The 14,710-nt window shown below is 63.0% G+C and carries 14 protein-coding genes; 6 read left to right on the plus strand and 8 right to left on the minus strand.

Annotated features, from left to right (window positions below; all coding sequences use genetic code 11):
• From B9P64_RS01955 to B9P64_RS01970, 4 genes are all read right to left on the minus strand, one after another.
• Entirely contained in the window at window positions 1–738 is a 738-nt protein-coding gene (locus tag B9P64_RS01955) for a 4'-phosphopantetheinyl transferase family protein (RefSeq protein ID WP_085314605.1), read from the minus strand.
• Window positions 731–1,186, minus strand: a complete 456-nt coding sequence (locus B9P64_RS01960; protein WP_085314606.1) for an RrF2 family transcriptional regulator — start codon at window positions 1,184–1,186, stop codon at window positions 731–733. The genes B9P64_RS01955 and B9P64_RS01960 overlap by 8 nt, the downstream gene beginning before the upstream one ends.
• A gap of 163 nt (window positions 1,187–1,349) precedes the next feature.
• Window positions 1,350–2,645, minus strand: coding sequence for an NAD(P)/FAD-dependent oxidoreductase (locus B9P64_RS01965; protein WP_085314607.1), 1,296 nt, complete (start codon window positions 2,643–2,645; stop codon window positions 1,350–1,352).
• 205 nt (window positions 2,646–2,850) lie between these two features.
• Window positions 2,851–3,351: an AsnC family transcriptional regulator gene (locus B9P64_RS01970; protein WP_085314608.1), complete on the minus strand. Its 501-nt coding sequence runs from the start codon at window positions 3,349–3,351 to the stop codon at window positions 2,851–2,853.
• 220 nt (window positions 3,352–3,571) lie between these two features.
• On the opposite strand from B9P64_RS01970, the gene B9P64_RS01975 reads away from it, so the two are divergent.
• Window positions 3,572–4,879, plus strand: coding sequence for a D-amino acid dehydrogenase (locus tag B9P64_RS01975; RefSeq protein ID WP_085314609.1), 1,308 nt, complete (start codon window positions 3,572–3,574; stop codon window positions 4,877–4,879).
• Window positions 4,880–5,032: 153 nt separating this feature from the next.
• Entirely contained in the window at window positions 5,033–5,458 is a 426-nt protein-coding gene (locus tag B9P64_RS01980) for a response regulator (RefSeq protein WP_085314610.1), read from the plus strand.
• Window positions 5,459–5,536: 78 nt separating this feature from the next.
• On the opposite strand, the gene B9P64_RS01985 is transcribed toward B9P64_RS01980, so the two are convergent.
• Entirely contained in the window at window positions 5,537–6,544 is a 1,008-nt protein-coding gene (locus B9P64_RS01985) for a TraB/GumN family protein (RefSeq protein ID WP_085314611.1), read from the minus strand.
• A 159-nt stretch (window positions 6,545–6,703) separates the two neighbouring features.
• Complete coding sequence (locus tag B9P64_RS23455; protein WP_139826098.1) at window positions 6,704–7,120, minus strand: hypothetical protein; 417 nt, start codon at window positions 7,118–7,120, stop codon at window positions 6,704–6,706.
• An 883-nt stretch (window positions 7,121–8,003) separates the two neighbouring features.
• Here B9P64_RS23455 and B9P64_RS01990 point away from each other — a divergent pair.
• The 3 genes from B9P64_RS01990 to B9P64_RS23465 all read left to right on the plus strand — a co-directional run bounded on the left by B9P64_RS01990 (window position 8,004) and on the right by B9P64_RS23465 (window position 9,555).
• On the plus strand, window positions 8,004–8,375 hold the full coding sequence (locus B9P64_RS01990; protein WP_085314612.1) for a DUF2513 domain-containing protein: 372 nt from the start codon (window positions 8,004–8,006) through the stop codon (window positions 8,373–8,375).
• Between the two features lie 117 nt (window positions 8,376–8,492).
• Complete coding sequence (locus B9P64_RS23460; protein WP_139826099.1) at window positions 8,493–9,014, plus strand: hypothetical protein; 522 nt, start codon at window positions 8,493–8,495, stop codon at window positions 9,012–9,014.
• 283 nt (window positions 9,015–9,297) lie between these two features.
• Entirely contained in the window at window positions 9,298–9,555 is a 258-nt protein-coding gene (locus B9P64_RS23465; RefSeq protein WP_139826100.1) for a hypothetical protein, read from the plus strand.
• A 783-nt stretch (window positions 9,556–10,338) separates the two neighbouring features.
• Here the strand turns inward: B9P64_RS23465 and B9P64_RS01995 are convergent.
• Window positions 10,339–11,262 (minus strand): LysR family transcriptional regulator, encoded by a 924-nt coding sequence (locus B9P64_RS01995; RefSeq protein WP_085315068.1) that lies wholly within the window; start codon window positions 11,260–11,262, stop codon window positions 10,339–10,341.
• A 115-nt stretch (window positions 11,263–11,377) separates the two neighbouring features.
• On the opposite strand from B9P64_RS01995, the gene metE reads away from it, so the two are divergent.
• Complete coding sequence (gene metE, locus B9P64_RS02000) at window positions 11,378–13,723, plus strand: 5-methyltetrahydropteroyltriglutamate--homocysteine S-methyltransferase (protein ID WP_085314613.1); 2,346 nt, start codon at window positions 11,378–11,380, stop codon at window positions 13,721–13,723.
• 276 nt (window positions 13,724–13,999) lie between these two features.
• On the opposite strand, the gene B9P64_RS23470 is transcribed toward metE, so the two are convergent.
• Window positions 14,000–14,593: a hypothetical protein gene (locus B9P64_RS23470; protein WP_139826101.1), complete on the minus strand. Its 594-nt coding sequence runs from the start codon at window positions 14,591–14,593 to the stop codon at window positions 14,000–14,002.
• Between the last annotated feature and the right edge of the window lie 117 nt (window positions 14,594–14,710).

Consider the following 14,710-nt stretch of genomic DNA (forward strand, 5'->3'; position numbering starts at 1 on the left):
TCAGCCCAGCAGCGCCAGCGCAGCCGAATAGCCATCCGCCGCCGCCACGCGCCAGGCCCGCACCGGCCGCGCGAACGCCGGCCAGTCGACGCTGAACGCCTCCCCGTCCGGCAACACGCAGAGCCCGCGCATGCCATCGCTCAGGCCCGTGCCGGCAGCCTTGAACACCGCCTCCTTGCCCGACCAGATCGCAAAGAAGGCGGCCGCATCCGCGCCGTCGCCACAGGCCGCGCGCTCGTCGGGATGGAAGGCATGCGCAGCGATGCCAGCCAGCGCCGGCCGCACCGCGATGCGCTCGATGTCGACGCCGACCTCGCCCGCTTCCGACAGCGCGATCAGCGCATGCGCGCCCGAATGCGAGACGTTGAATTGCAGCGTCGCGCCATCGAGCATCGGCTTGCCATGCGCGCCGGCGCGAAACGCCAGCGCCGCCGGATCGCAGCCGAGCCGCGTGCCCAGCAGCCGGCGCAACGCACCGCGCGCAGCCACGAAGCGCAGACGGTCGTCGGTCATGCGCAGACGCAGCGCGCGCGCGCGCTCGGCCGCGTCGAGCAGCGGCCAGTCGGGGAAATGAACCGGATCGGCCGCGGGCGAGGCGGCCGAATCTGCAACCGCACGGCCAGCCTCGGGCGGCGCGACCGGCACATCGACGCGCCACAGCGCGACGCCATCAGGCACGCCGGCCGGCAGCGCCAGCCGCCGGCATGGCAGCCCGGCCGGCGCGGCGATCTCAGGCACGCGCGCGCAGCAGCGGCTTGCCGAACAGCAGCTTGGCGACCTTGTTGCGCTTGCCCATCAGGTCGGCCAGCGTGTAGCCGTCGAGCACCGCATAAAAGGCTTCGACCGCCTCGGCGAACACGTCGCGCATGCCGCAGGCCTTGGTGATGACGCAGGTGTTGGTGGCCTTGTCGAAGCATTCGGCCGGCAGCGCCGCGCCCTCGGTGCTGCGCACCAGTTCGCCCACCACGATGTTCTCGGGATCGAGCGCCAGCTCAAGACCGCCGCCCTTGCCGCGCACGCTGTTGATCCAGCCCACGCGGGCCAGGTGATGCACCACCTTCATCAGATGGTTTTCCGAGATGCCGAAGGCCGTGGCGATCTCGGCGATGGTGGCGCGGCGCAGCGGATCGGTGGCCAGATAAATGAGGACACGAATGCTGTAATCGGTGAAGTTGGTCAGTTTCATGGCGCGCGAAGATACACCCTTGATGCATCTTCATTTGCCACCGGACAAGCCTGCCCGCTTGACCTGACGCAAACGCCCAACGCAAGACGCCGCTGAAGCCGCCATTGGAATGCCGCTTATGCGGCCGGCGCGGCACCGAATTGCCGGTGCCGCGCCGCGCGCATCAGTGCAGCTTGAGCCGCCCCGACACCCGCTTGTGCAGCAGCCGTGCAAGCGCGAGCACCATCGTCTGCCCCACGCCCAGCACCGCGACGTGATGCGCGATGTGCAGCGACATGTACATCCACTTGGCGACCAGCCCTTCCACGAAGAAGTTGGTGCCCGACAGATTGCCCATGAGATTGCCCACGCCGCGATGCTCGCCGAGCGACACCAGCGAGCCGAAGTCCTTGTAGACGAAATCCTCGTCCACCTGGCCCTCGCGCAGCCGCGCCAGCAGCACCCGCGCCAGATAGCTCGCCTGCTGATGCGCCGCCTGGGCCCGCGCCGGCACGAAGCCCGGATGCCCGGTCTCGTTGGGCGGCAGCGGACAGGCCGCGCAATCGCCCATCGCATACAGGCCCGGCGCCGAGGTTTCGAGCTTGCGGTTCACCACGAACTGGTTGAGCCGGTTGGTCGTGAGCCCCAGACCCGGATTGCTGTCGGCCGCCTTGATGCCGGCCGCCCACACGATCAGCTCGGCCTCGATGTCGCCGGCCGAGGTAATGAGCCGGTCGGGCTCGATCGACGTGACCTTGGTGCCGGTCAGCACGCGGATGTTCTTGTGCTGGAGCGCCACCGTCGCCTGCTGCGAGATCTTTTCGGGCAGCCCGCCCAGGATGCGCGGCCCGGCCTCGACGATGGCGATGTCGAGCCGGAACCGGTGCTGCGGCCCGACGCCGGCCAGAAACACCTGATGCGACTCCAGCAGCTCGGCCGACAGCTCCACGCCGGTCGCGCCGCCACCGACGATGGCGATCGACAGCTGGCGCCGCTCGGCGAACGCCGCCCGCGTGAAGGCCGTGAGCAGCCGCTTGCGGAAGGCTTCGGCATCGGCCTCGCGCTCCAGCACCGCCGCGTTGTCGGCGCCCGGCGTGTTGAAGAAGTTGGAGCCGCAGCCGATCGCCAGCACGCCCCAGGTAAAGCTCACCTCGCGCGCCGGCACCACCAGCTTGCCGTGGTCGTCGGTGATCTCCTTGAGCTTGAGCGTCTTGCCGGCCGCGTCGAGCCCGGCCACTTCGCCGAGCGCAAAGCTGAAATGGTTGCGCTGCGCCAGCGTCGAGTAGTTGAGCCCTTCCTGATGGATGTCGAGCGTGCCCGCCGCGACTTCATGCAGCGTCGGCTTCCAGATGTGAAACAGCGAACGGTCGACGAGGAGGACTTTTTCGGGGCCCAGGCGCCGGCCGAGCTTGCGCCCGAGTGCCGCCGCCAGTTCCAGTCCGCCCGCACCGCCGCCCGCAATCACGATGTCGTAATGCATGCGATTTCCGGTTGAATTTCTTGGAGGAGGAAATGGATCGGTCAGACCCCGCGGCACGCCGGCTTCCAGCGTGTTGGCCGATCCAGACGCACGGCGACGGCGCGATTCGCACCCGTCCCGATCCGCGACTGACGGCGATCTGACGAGCGTCGAGGCTAGCGGCCGTCTGCCGCCGCCGCAATCCCATGTGCCGGAATGCCGAAACTCAGCTTCCCTCGGGTACCGGCAACGGCAGCGCCGTCGTTTCCTTGATCTCTTCCATCACGAAATAACTACGGGATTCGGTGACGCCGGGCAGATTGAGCAGCACTTCGCCGAGCATCTTTCGATAGGCGCCGATCTCGGAAATGCGCGCCTTGACCAGATAGTCGAAGTCGCCCGAAACCAGATGGCACTCCAGAACGCCGGGCAGGCTTTCCACTTCGCGGCGGAACTTTTCAAAGATGCTGCCCGACTTGGCCGACAGCTTCAGCTCGACAAACACCAGCAGCGGCAGATGCAGCGCCTGCGGACTGAGCCGCACGGTGTAGCCAAGAATCACGCCCTCGCGCTCCATCCGGCGGATGCGTTCGGCGCAGGGCGTGACCGACAGGCCGACGCGCTCGGCCAGTTCGGTCACCGGCATGCGGCCGTCGCGCTGCAATTCGTCGAGCAGCTTGATGTCGATGCGGTCAAGGTCGCGGGTGGTCTGGGTGCGGTTGCGCATGGCGATGACTCCTGGGCCGGATGAGCAGCAATCTTCGCTCCCGATGACCGTAAAAACAGCGGATTTGCATGTGCAGCAACGGGCAAACGGTGCGAGTCACCGCCGCAACCGCCGGAAAATCGCAAAAAAGCACGCGCGAAATCCTCCTGCCCGGCCTTGCGGCGATCCCGCAGCGCCACGGCGTCGCGCGCCGCCCCAACCATTCCCCGGGAGCAGCGCCATGCATGTGATCGTCCTTGGAAGCGGTGTCGTCGGCACCACCACCGCCTGGTATCTGGCCAGCGCCGGCCACCGCGTCACGGTCGTCGACCGCGCCGCCGGCCCGGCGATGGAAACCAGCTTCGGCAATGCCGGGCAGATTTCACCGGGCTATTCCACGCCCTGGGCCGCGCCGGGCCTGCCATTCAAGGCCATCAAGTGGATGTTCGAGCGCCACTCGCCGCTTTCCATCCGGCCCGACGGCACGCTGTGGCAGTTGCGCTTCATGGCGCAACTGCTGGCCAACTGCACGGCCGAGCGCTACGACATCAACAAGGAACGCATGGTGCGGCTGGCCGAATACAGCCGCGACTGCCTGCGCGACCTGCGCGCCACCACCGGCCTGCAATACGAGGGCCGCACCGGCGGCACGCTGCAACTGTTCCGCACGCATGACCAGGTGAAGGCGGCCGAGAAGGACATCGCGGTGCTGGAGCGCTGCGGCGTGCCCTTCGAGGTGCTGGACCCGGCCGGCTGCGCGCGCGTCGAGCCGGCCATCGTCAAGGAAAAGCTCGCGGGCGGCCTGCGCCTGCCGGGCGACGAGACCGGCGACTGCCAGCTGTTCACCACGCGGCTGGCCGAGCGCTGCCGGCAACTGGGCGTGGAGTTCCGCTTCGGCGCCAACATCCAGGCCATCGTGCCGAGCCGCGACCGGGTGGAAGCGGTGCGCATCGACGGCCAGCTCTACGGCGCCGATGCCGTGGTGTGCGCGCTCGGCAGCTATTCGCGCGACATGCTCGGCAAGCTCGGCATCGAGGCGCCGGTGTATCCGGTGAAGGGCTATTCGCTCACCGTGCCCATCACCGATGCGGCGCAGGCGCCGGTGTCCACGGTGCTGGACGAGAGCTACAAGATCGCCATCACCCGCTTCGACAACCGCATCCGCGTCGGCGGCATGGCCGAGCTGAGCGGCTTCGATCTGGGCCTGAATCCGCGTCGCCGCGAGACGCTGGAAATGGTGGTCGGCGACCTGTTCCCGCGCGGCGGCGACATCCCGGCCGCGAGCTTCTGGACCGGCCTGCGCCCGATGACGCCCGACGGCACGCCCATCGTCGGCGCCACGCGGTTCCAGAACCTGTGGCTCAACACCGGCCACGGCACGCTCGGCTGGACCATGGCCTGCGGCTCGGCGGCAGTGCTGGCCGATCTGATGCTGGGCCGCACGCCGGCCATCCGCGCCGACGATCTGGGCATTGCGCGCTACGGCCGGCCGGCACCGGCGAGCGCCCACCACCCCGCCGGCGGCGACCTGCCGCTGAGTGCCCACTGAGCGAAAAACCCCACGTTTGAAAGGCGACAAAGCCGACGCGCCGCGCGGCACAAACCATTCAAACGAGGCTTGATTCGCATCAATCGGCAGGGAACGGAGTTTGCAGGGAGTGACTACAGAACCTGTCACTCACCCCCGGAAAAGGATCGGACCATGCAGATCGGTGTGGATACCGCGCGCGCGGTGGAAAACAAGCGCGTCTTCGTCGTCGACAGCAATGACGTGACCGGCATGGCCTTGCAATTCATGCTGGCCGACGAGATGGAATGCAACGTCTACGAAGACGTGCAGACCGCGCTCGACTGGGCCGAGAACCGCCCGCCGCAGGTCATCCTGCTCGGCGAAGCGCTGCTGCTGAGCGATGGCGTGGACATCGTCGGCAAGTTCAAGGCCGCGATTCCCGAAGTGCGCATCCTGCTGGTGACGGCCGACGCCGCCGCCGAGCATGTGAAGGCAGGCATCGCCGCTGGCGCCGCGTCGAGCATCGTCAAGCCGCTGACCGTCGAGGCGGTGCGCCGCAAGGTCGATGCGCAGCTGGGCCGTCGCGCCGCGCTGAGCATTCCGGTCGCCCAGGGCTGACCGGGCTGGCGCGGGCCTTCCGCGCCAGCGCTGAATTTCCGGGCCGCCACCGCGCTGCCCGGCTGTCTCTCCTCCCCCTCAGAACACCCGCTCGACGGTAAAGCCGCGCGCCTCAAGCAGACGCGGCAGTCCGAGCGGACCCACCATGTGCAGCCCGCCCACCACGGCAAACGCCCGCTCGCCGGCCGCGTGGTGCGCGGCGATGCTATCGGCCAGCGGCGGATTGCGGTCGTCGAGCAGGCGCCGCATCTGCGCGCGCTCGGCCTCGTCGCGCATGCAGTCGCACCACTCCCCGTAACGCTCCAGCTCGTCGAGATTGCCGTCGGCCCAGGCGCGCAGCAGGCGCCGCGTCTGCGCCGCCTCCTCGCCCGAGGCGTTGCGCGCGAGGCCATCGAGGATGAAGGCGCGCGCCTGGGCGGCGGTCATCGGCGGCAGCAGCGCATCGATCTGCGCCTCGGGCGTTTCGAGCGCGACCAGCGGCAGCTTGTAGAAGCGCGCGACGCCGGCGACGGCGGTTTCCTGGCCGTAGGACGCCTCCAGTCCGGCGCGGCGCGCGTCGAGCACGGTGATAGTGATGAGCTGGATCAGCGGATGCAGGCCGGCGGCGATGCGCGGATCGGTGCACTGCTCGCGCCAGGCGTCGGCGAGCTTCTCGGCCACGTCGGCGTCGAGCTTGAACTCGGGCTTGCGCTTGGACGCCTGCTGGAGCCGGACCTGGGTCGCCGGGTCGGCCGGGTCGAGTTCCATGAGCACCACGTCGCTGGCGCGCATGGCGCGGCGGATCGTCGGGCCGAGGTAGATCCAGTCGGCCTCGCCGAGATGGATGCTGGCGAACAGCCACGAGGCGCGGCCGTCGCGCTCCAGCTTCCAGAGCAGGCCGCGGTCCCTTGAGTTGGCCTGGCCGATCTGCACTTCCTCGCGCGTGGGCGAGCGCGGGAAGGCGGGGCAGTCGGTGGCGATTTCGCGCGCGGCGAGGGGCGTGGTGAAGGTGGTGAGGAGCAGTGCGGCGAGGGTGGCGAGCTGGGCGGTGCGGCGGCGCAGTCGGGTTTGCGGGGTGAGGCGGGGTTGCGCCTCGGCGTGAGGCATTGCTTGTTGTTCCGACTTGCGCATTTCCGTTCCCCCGTTTGGTTGTTGTGGGTTGGACGGTTTCACAGCGGCGGGATTCGCGCCAGTCGGGGTGTGCTGGTGGCGGCCGCGCAGTGGCGATGCCGGCGCGGCCTTGCTGCCAACTCCAAAGTCGGCCTTTTATTCGGCACGCGGCTTTTTCTCACGCTGAAGTGCCTTGAATTCCAATTCCAGTGCTTGCAGCTTTGCATTGCGCTCGTCGTCGCTGCGCCAAGCCTCGACGCAATGGTTCTTGATTTGCGCGAAATGCTCGGAAGTCAATTGCTGAAGAAAGCCAGCCCGCAGCCTATTGGAAGCCAATATCGGCACCAGCAGGTCTTCCTCAATCTCCGTTGCGCAGGTAACGCTTGGATTAGCCTTCAGCCATTGCACATACGACATCACATTATCCACGGCGACCGTATCGCCCCGATCAATTGCATCCCTTAACACAAAGAACAACGGACGCTGCATCAACGCGCCGGCGTAATTTGCTTCCTGCGCAGCGTGTCGAAACTCAGGGAAGCGGTTGATGAATTCACGGCGCCATTTAGACATTGCGACTCTCCTGTTGAATCAGCTTTTAATGCTTAACTGCTCGCTCATTGTGCAAATCGGCGTTGGCCAAAGCATGGCATCGCAGATTCACACGAGCGATTGACCCTGCAATCGAACAACTGCCCACGGCGTGTTCGGCAGCAGCAAACGGCCCTCGGTATTGATGGTTCGCAAGGTGAGCAGACCTGTTCAAGCTACAATTTCGGTATACAAATTTGATAACAAAATGCATAAAGATACGGCGCCACCGGAAAAATCGACTGAACGTGCTGCTTGAAACTTCGTTGATCGACTCGGCATAATATGCTAATGCTGCCCAATCTCAATGCCGCCAATATTCTCTTCGATACACCCAGGATTGCCCGCAACCATGACTAAGCGATCCGGCAAATCTGGTGGGGCTACAAAGTGGACACATGTTCTGATGTTGTCGGCCACGAAGCGACTAGTGGCAAATATGGCAGCACCGACTTCGATGAATGTGGCTGCTGCTAATGTATGGCAATAGAGCTTGGAATTTTTATTTTAGCAAAGTTACTTGGACGGATCAGAAGAGCAGTCGGATGTAAGTCCAGTCGCCCATTTCTCCATACAGGCCGATATTTGGTTAAATTGGCTATCATTATCACCGGGTTATCGTGCGAGTTATGGCACAAGCAATTGATTTGACAGACATTCTCTTGGACGATACCAAGCCATCCTACGGCCCCTAGGGACTTTCAGCGAGCCGGCGAAAAGCGCATAAGGTTCGACGTAAGTTTTAGTACGCAGACAGAATTATCCGGATCGATCGAAGTATTTGTGAAAACAGTGACTTGTTGGGTAAGCTAATAGCTAGAATGCACAATTCGCATTCGATTCATCCTAAACAGAGAGCCCACACATGAAACGAGATTGGGAAATCATTCGCACCGTCCTTTTGAAGCTAGAGGAGGCGCCAACCGCAAATACCAATCTAACACCGAACAAGTTGCCCGAGTATGCGGAGCAGGAAGTCGCGTACAACATGCGACTCCTCGATCAAGCCGGCTATGTCAACGGAAAATTCCTTGAATCGAAGTCAGGCAATGGCGCCATTCATGCTGCAATCGTCACCAACATGACAATTGCTGGGCATGAATTGCTTGATACCATCCGAAGCGAATCCGTTTGGAGCAAGACAAAGGAAACGTTCAAGTCCAAAGGACTTGATATGACGTTTGATCTCGTGATCTCCGTTGGAAAAAGAATCGTCGAGTCCATTCTCGCTTCATAGGCTGCAGAAACAATGCAACCAATTTGGCCTAACCCCTCTAGCGACCTCATACGAATGTTAGGTGGCATAGCTACGGACCCACGCTCGTCAGTTCACTATCATTCAACAAGGCTTACCTTGAAGTTTCTTCGCAATATCACTACAGCGCTGTCCCCTCGCCGCTCTCAGTTCGCAAAACAACTCCAGAGAAAGCGTCGTCAGCTGGCCGAAGAAAGCCTGCTGGCTGGGGTTTCTGTGAGTGGCACCGTACAAGACAGTTTGAGGCGGGCAGGTCTTGAAGCCATCGACCACGCGTTCTCGCCAGACTCCGTCATAGCAAACGCGATGGAAATTTATCGCTTCCCTCACCTACAGAGCTTCTATGGAAGTCTGACCGAAAAAACGCGCGCCACGATGGAAATGCAAGACCCCAAGAAATGGGCCGAGCGCCTGAATTCATTCGTGGGCCTGATCGACGTACACCTTACAGGTCGTGGAGATGCTGCCGTTCATTTACCTGCGTTTCGTTCTTTTCCTGAGTACTTGATATTTGCTGTGAAGCGAAATTATCCAGATCATCCATACCTCACCGCTGCGTATGGGTTCACGCCCGCGTATTTCAACTACGCCATTGAAGAGTCTAGTGTCGTGTTTGGTTAACGCACTGCCCAACTCAATTTACAAGGGTCTCCATCTTCGTCAAGAGAAACTGCCCATACAAGAGCAGAGCGAAAAGTCTGCTGTGGCTAGAACTTGGATCGGACGCTTGACGACCAAGGTAATCGATGGTGTGTCTGGGATTGGCATCGAGGTTGCTGCAACTGGCATTGCGAAAACAATCGCCGCCCATTTAGGGCTTCCAGGTGCATGACCCATCCACTCATTCCGCCCGCCTGCGCAGACCGGTGGATTCAGATGTTAGGCAATTCTCAAGGATATCTCAATGAACACAAAGTTTTCTTGGCAAGCGCAGTTGCCAAAGAGCATTAAAGCTCAAGCAGAGGATAATATTCGCAAGGACATTCCGCATTTACACCTAAAAGCATGTCATTCTGAGCCTGTCATCGTCACACTGGGCTCATCTGATCTGCTACTGAACTCTATAGGCGGCAGCATCAAGTGCAGCTGCGGAAAATTACTTAGCACTATCATAGGTGCCAGCGATGGTTCGAAACTCACATACACCAACGTGAGTCTCTGATACCACCTCAATCCAATCCATTTTTCAAAACACGACCGGCTAAATCCAGCCCTTTAGTTCAGGCTCTTAGCCAAAACACCAACTCTGGAGAGCGTATGCGTGCCCTTCTAATCACTGTTGCATTACTGTCACTCACCGCTTGTGCAACATCAAGACCGATTCAAGGCCCGAATGGCGGCACGGCCTATTTCATCAAATGTGGAAGTGCAGTAATTGACGCATGCTATGAAGAAGCGGCCAAAGTATGTCCAGCAGGTTACATATTCTTGGACAAACAAGGCAATCCCAACGCAGCAGTTTTGTCGAATGGAGCCGGCGGCTTTAACGTCATACGTGGCCCAAACACAATGCTGATAGAATGCAAGCAGTAATTTACAAATTGCTCGCCATGCGTTCCCAGCAATGTATAAGCCATAATTCCCGAGCAGATCCATTTCGGTACATTGCCCGCCGAAACTGGGATATTCATCAGAGCCCATTTGAAAACTTTCAAGCCGCCATCAGGAAGCCCACTTTAATGGCGCCACCCATCAAAAATCGCCTAGCTTTTATGCAGAACCACGACTATTGAGGCTGCGCGAAGGCTATCTTTCGACAGTCAATTGAGTTCCCAAAAAAACTCTCAGGATATTGACGAACAACATGATCCCGGAGGTCAGCGCTATCAGTGAGTCAAAGAAGGCTGACAAGTGGGAGCGCAAGAAATTCAGTCAAAATACGGCCATACCAGCGGCGCGTAGCAATTCTGGAAATGAATCAAGCTAATCCGCCCCCCCGCCAACTTCACAACAGCCCAATCCCCGCCAACCGCCCCGCGCAAATCTCCCGCACGATCCCCACGAAATCCTCGGCATAAGCAGTCCCCGCCAACGCCGCCGGCAACACCGCGTGCAATTCGCTCCACAACCCACCCGCGCCAATCGGCCGCGCGGTCACGTAGTCGTGGCTCACGTAGTTGTCCACACCCCAGTTGGGCAGCGCCGCAATCCCGCGCCGGCTGGCCACCAGCTGGAGGATGGCCACGGTCAGCTCGGCGGTGCGGCGCTCGAAGGCGATGCCGGCCGGCGCGAGCAGCTCGCGGATGAGGTCGATGCGCGCCTCGGGCACCGGGTAGGTGATGAGCGTCTCGCCGGCAAAGTCGGCCGCCTCCAGCCGCTTGCGCCGCGCCAGCCGGTGCTCGTTGGCCAGCACCGCAAGGATTTCGAAGCGGAACAGCGGCCGCACCGCCAGCGCCTTGCCGCGCGCGCCCGGTGCCGAGCCGATGACGACATCGGCGCGGCCTTCGTCGATCAGCCCGAGCGGATCGGCATGGAAGCCGGCCACCAGGTCCAGCTCCACCTCGGGCCAGCGGCGCCGGAATTCGTCCATGACCGGCATGAGCCAGTCGAAGCAGGTGTGGCATTCGAGAACGATGCGCAGCGTGCCGCCGCTCGCGCCCTTCATGCGCAGCAGGTCGCGCTCGGCGTCGTCGATGGCCGGGAGCTGGGCGCGCGCGAGCGCCAGCAGCCGCTCGCCGGCAGCGGTGAACTTGAGCCCGCCACGCGTGCGCTCGAACAGCGCGAGGCCGTAATGCGCCTCCAGCGCGCGGATCTGGTGTGACAGCGCCGATTGCGTGACGTGGACGCGCTCGGCGGCGGCGGCCAGCGTGCGGGTGTCGGCAATGGCGAGGAAGGAGCGCAGATGGCGCAGTTCGAGCGGGCTGGTCATGGCGCCGAGCATCGCACAGCATGAGCCGTACTCATCGAGCGTTGAAAAAACGTCGCTTGATTCATGCACATCGGCTGCCGAGACTGCGCTCCCAGACTTCTCTCAAGGCAGCGCCATGACCCTCGTCCACACCCTCGGCTTTCCGCGCATCGGCGAACGACGCGAACTCAAGTTCGCGCTCGAAGCGTTCTGGCGCGGCGATTCGCCGGCCGCCGCGCTGGAGGAAACCGCGCGCTTTCTGCGCGCCCGGCGCTGGCAGACCCAGGCCGCCGCCGGCCTCGGTTTGGTGACGGTCGGCGACTGCGCGCTCTACGACCATGTGCTCGACACGACGCTGCTTCTGGGCGCCGCTCCGGCGCGCTTCGGCTTTGGCGCGGCGCGCATCGGCCTGGCCGAGCAGTTCGCGCTGGCGCGCGGCAATGCCGATCAGCCGGCGCTGGAAATGACCAAGTGGTTCGACACCAACTATCACTACCTCGTGCCCGAGCTCGATGCGCGCACGCGGCTGTCGCTGCATGCCGGCGCGCTGCTCGACGAGGTGCGCGAGGCGCAGGCGCTCGGCCATCGCGTGAAGGTGGCGCTGGTCGGGCCGCTGACCTGGCTGGTGCTGGGCAAGTCGCATGAGGCGGACTTCGACCGGCGCGCGCTGACCGGCGCGGTGGCGGAGCAGTACGCGCGGCTGCTCGGCGAGCTGGGCGCGCTCGGCGTGGAATGGGTGCAGCTCGACGAGACGGCGCTCGTCACCGATCTGGATGCGGGCTGGCTGGCGGCGGCGGATGCGATCTATGCGCGGCTCGGCGCGGCAGCGGATGGGAAGGCGGGCGCGACCGCCGAGGCTGCCGCCGCCCGGCCGCGCCTGCTGCTCGCCGCCGCGTTCGGCGATGTCTCGCGCCACGCCGCGCGGCTGGCCGGCTGGCCGCTCGACGGGCTGCATCTCGACCTGGTGCGCGCGCCGGACCAGCTCGCCGCCTTCCTGCCCGACTGGCCCGAGGGCCGCGTGCTGTCGGCCGGCGTGGTCGATGGCCGCAACGTCTGGCGCAACGATCTGCGCCGCAGCCTCGCCACGCTGGCGCCGCTGCATGGCGCGCTCGGCGACCGGCTCTGGCTCGCGCCGTCGTGCTCGCTGCTGCATGTGCCGGTCGCGCTCGATGCCGAAACCCGGCTCGACGCCGAGGTAAAGCCCTGGCTCGCCTTCGCCACCGAAAAGCTCGGCGAACTCGCGCTGCTCGCGCATGCGCTCGATGCCGCCAGCCGCCACGACCTGGGCGCGCGCGCTGAAGACGACGCCGTCCTGGCCCGCGCCCTCGCCGCCTCCGACGCCGCGCGCGGTGCCCGGCTCGCCTCGCGCCGCACGCTGCACCGCACCGTGCGCGCCCGCGTCGACGCCATCACCGCCACGATGACCGAGCGCGCCAGCCCGCACGCCGTGCGCGCCGTCGCCCAGCAGGCCGCGCTCGGCCTGCCGCCGCTGCCCACGACCACCATCGGCTCCTTCCCGCAGACCGCCGCCATCCGCGCCGCGCGCGCCGCCCACCGGCGCGGCGAACTCGGCGCGCTCGACTACCTGCACGCCATGCGCGCCGAGGTCGCCGACGTGATCGCGCGCCAGGAAGCGCTCGGCCTCGACGTGCTCGTGCACGGCGAACCCGAGCGCACCGACATGGTCGAGTTCTTCGCCGAACGGCTCTGGGGCTATGCCGTGACCGAGCACGGCTGGGTGCAGAGCTACGGCTCGCGCTGCGTCAAGCCGCCGATCCTGTTCGGCGACATCCTCCGGCCCGAAGCGCTCACGGTCGACACCGCCAGCCACGCCCAGTCGCTCACCGCGCGGCCGGTGAAGGGCATGCTCACCGGCCCGGTGACGATGCTGCAATGGTCCTTCGTGCGCGACGACCTGCCGCGCGAGCAAGTGCAGCTGCAACTCGCGCTCGCCCTGCGCGACGAGGTGATCGCGCTCGAAGCCGCCGGCATCCGCATCGTCCAGATCGACGAGCCCGCCTTCCGCGAAGGCCTGCCGCTGCGCGCCGCCGACCAGCCGGCCTGGCTCGACGCCGCCGTGCGCGCCTTCCGCCTGAGCGCCGCCGGCGTCGCCGATAGCACGCAGATTCACACCCACATGTGCTACTCGGAATTCAACGACGTGCTGCCGTGGATTGCCGCGATGGACGCCGACGTCATCACCATCGAAACCTCGCGCTCCAACATGGAATTGCTCGATGGTTTCGCGCGCTTCGATTACCCGAATCAGATCGGCCCGGGCGTGTACGACATCCATTCGCCGCGCGTGCCGTCGGTTGAGGCGATGCTTGCGCTATTGAGGCGCGCATGCGCGGTGATTCCGCGCGAGCGGTTGTGGATCAATCCGGATTGCGGGTTGAAGACGCGGGGGTGGATTGAGACGCAGGCGGCGTTGGCGAATATGGTTGAGGCGGCTCGGCAGCTGCGGGGGGAAATGGCTTAAAGCGATTTTTAGCAGGGTTGCAGAATTACAAAGCGCGAGGCCGTTGGCCTCGCCTTATCCGAAACTCCCTACATCGCCGTGGCGAACATCAGCCAGCCGAATTTTTCAATAATTGCCTGCATGAAAGATGCTGCCCTCCATTTCAAGATATCTAAACTTATTTTAGATTGAGCAAACAGCCAATTTATAAATTAGAAAGTCCGTCAAAAACCGCTCACCTACGGCGACCGATCAATCTGTACAAAACGATAATAACCGCACGCTGCAAACGAAGTGTCACGCATGCTGCCATTGCATCTTAATTTCACCTCGAACACCATTCTCAATACACACACCAAAGGAATCCGGACGATAGTAAAGAGGTGCCCTAGCTATTGACTCCGGCAAAAGTCCGGGAACGAGCGCCTCGATAGAAGGAGGAATGTGACCGGGATAAAGACTTAAAAGTATAAATTGCCCCCTAAGACCAAAGACAAATCCACCGATACGACCATCGCGATACAAAGGAACCACAAAAATCTCGGCAGCACGGTAAATGTATGGCTTTTCTGGAAATAAAAAATATGCCCCCATTTTTGCGCAAAGGATCTCATCTCCAAACGCCACTGCGAGCAAATATGGACTTGGCCAACCCGGCTTGGAGTCATTCATGCCATAGCCAATATGAAAATCACCACCGACACTGAGATTAATTGCGGTTTTCACAAGCCAGCGCTCTAAAAGCGCACCGTTCAATACGCTATAACTGCGCCCCGCCGCAAATGCCTCAATTGCATGTTTCGCGGCTGCATCCGCTAATGACAGGTCATTATTGTGCTTTACACACAGGATTTTTCTTTGCAGAGCGTTAATACCAACGATCTTCTCCACTCCCTTACACCATTCAAAGCCTGAGACGTAAACAATCCGATCTGGAAACAATGCCTTCGAGACAAGGTGCTCATCTGACATACCTCGATCACAATCACCACGATAATTCGCCCAACA

The organism is Derxia lacustris (genome assembly GCF_002105195.1).
GTDB classification, from domain to species: Bacteria; Pseudomonadota; Gammaproteobacteria; order Burkholderiales; family Burkholderiaceae_E; genus Derxia; species Derxia lacustris.

What these genes read in the sequence shown, in the direction of transcription:
- B9P64_RS01960 (WP_085314606.1), bottom strand. Translation starts at nt 1,186, where the DNA reads ATGAAACTGACCAACTTCACCGATTACAGCATTCGTGTCCTCATTTAT.
- B9P64_RS01965 (WP_085314607.1), bottom strand. Translation starts at nt 2,645, where the DNA reads ATGCATTACGACATCGTGATTGCGGGCGGCGGTGCGGGCGGACTGGAA.
- B9P64_RS01970 (WP_085314608.1), bottom strand. Translation starts at nt 3,351, where the DNA reads ATGCGCAACCGCACCCAGACCACCCGCGACCTTGACCGCATCGACATC.
- B9P64_RS01975 (WP_085314609.1), top strand. Translation starts at nt 3,572, where the DNA reads ATGCATGTGATCGTCCTTGGAAGCGGTGTCGTCGGCACCACCACCGCC.
- B9P64_RS01980 (WP_085314610.1), top strand. Translation starts at nt 5,033, where the DNA reads ATGCAGATCGGTGTGGATACCGCGCGCGCGGTGGAAAACAAGCGCGTC.
- B9P64_RS01985 (WP_085314611.1), bottom strand. Translation starts at nt 6,544, where the DNA reads ATGCCTCACGCCGAGGCGCAACCCCGCCTCACCCCGCAAACCCGACTG.
- B9P64_RS23455 (WP_139826098.1), bottom strand. Translation starts at nt 7,120, where the DNA reads ATGTCTAAATGGCGCCGTGAATTCATCAACCGCTTCCCTGAGTTTCGA.
- B9P64_RS01990 (WP_085314612.1), top strand. Translation starts at nt 8,004, where the DNA reads ATGAAACGAGATTGGGAAATCATTCGCACCGTCCTTTTGAAGCTAGAG.
- B9P64_RS23465 (WP_139826100.1), top strand. Translation starts at nt 9,298, where the DNA reads ATGAACACAAAGTTTTCTTGGCAAGCGCAGTTGCCAAAGAGCATTAAA.
- B9P64_RS01995 (WP_085315068.1), bottom strand. Translation starts at nt 11,262, where the DNA reads ATGACCAGCCCGCTCGAACTGCGCCATCTGCGCTCCTTCCTCGCCATT.
- metE (WP_085314613.1), top strand. Translation starts at nt 11,378, where the DNA reads ATGACCCTCGTCCACACCCTCGGCTTTCCGCGCATCGGCGAACGACGC.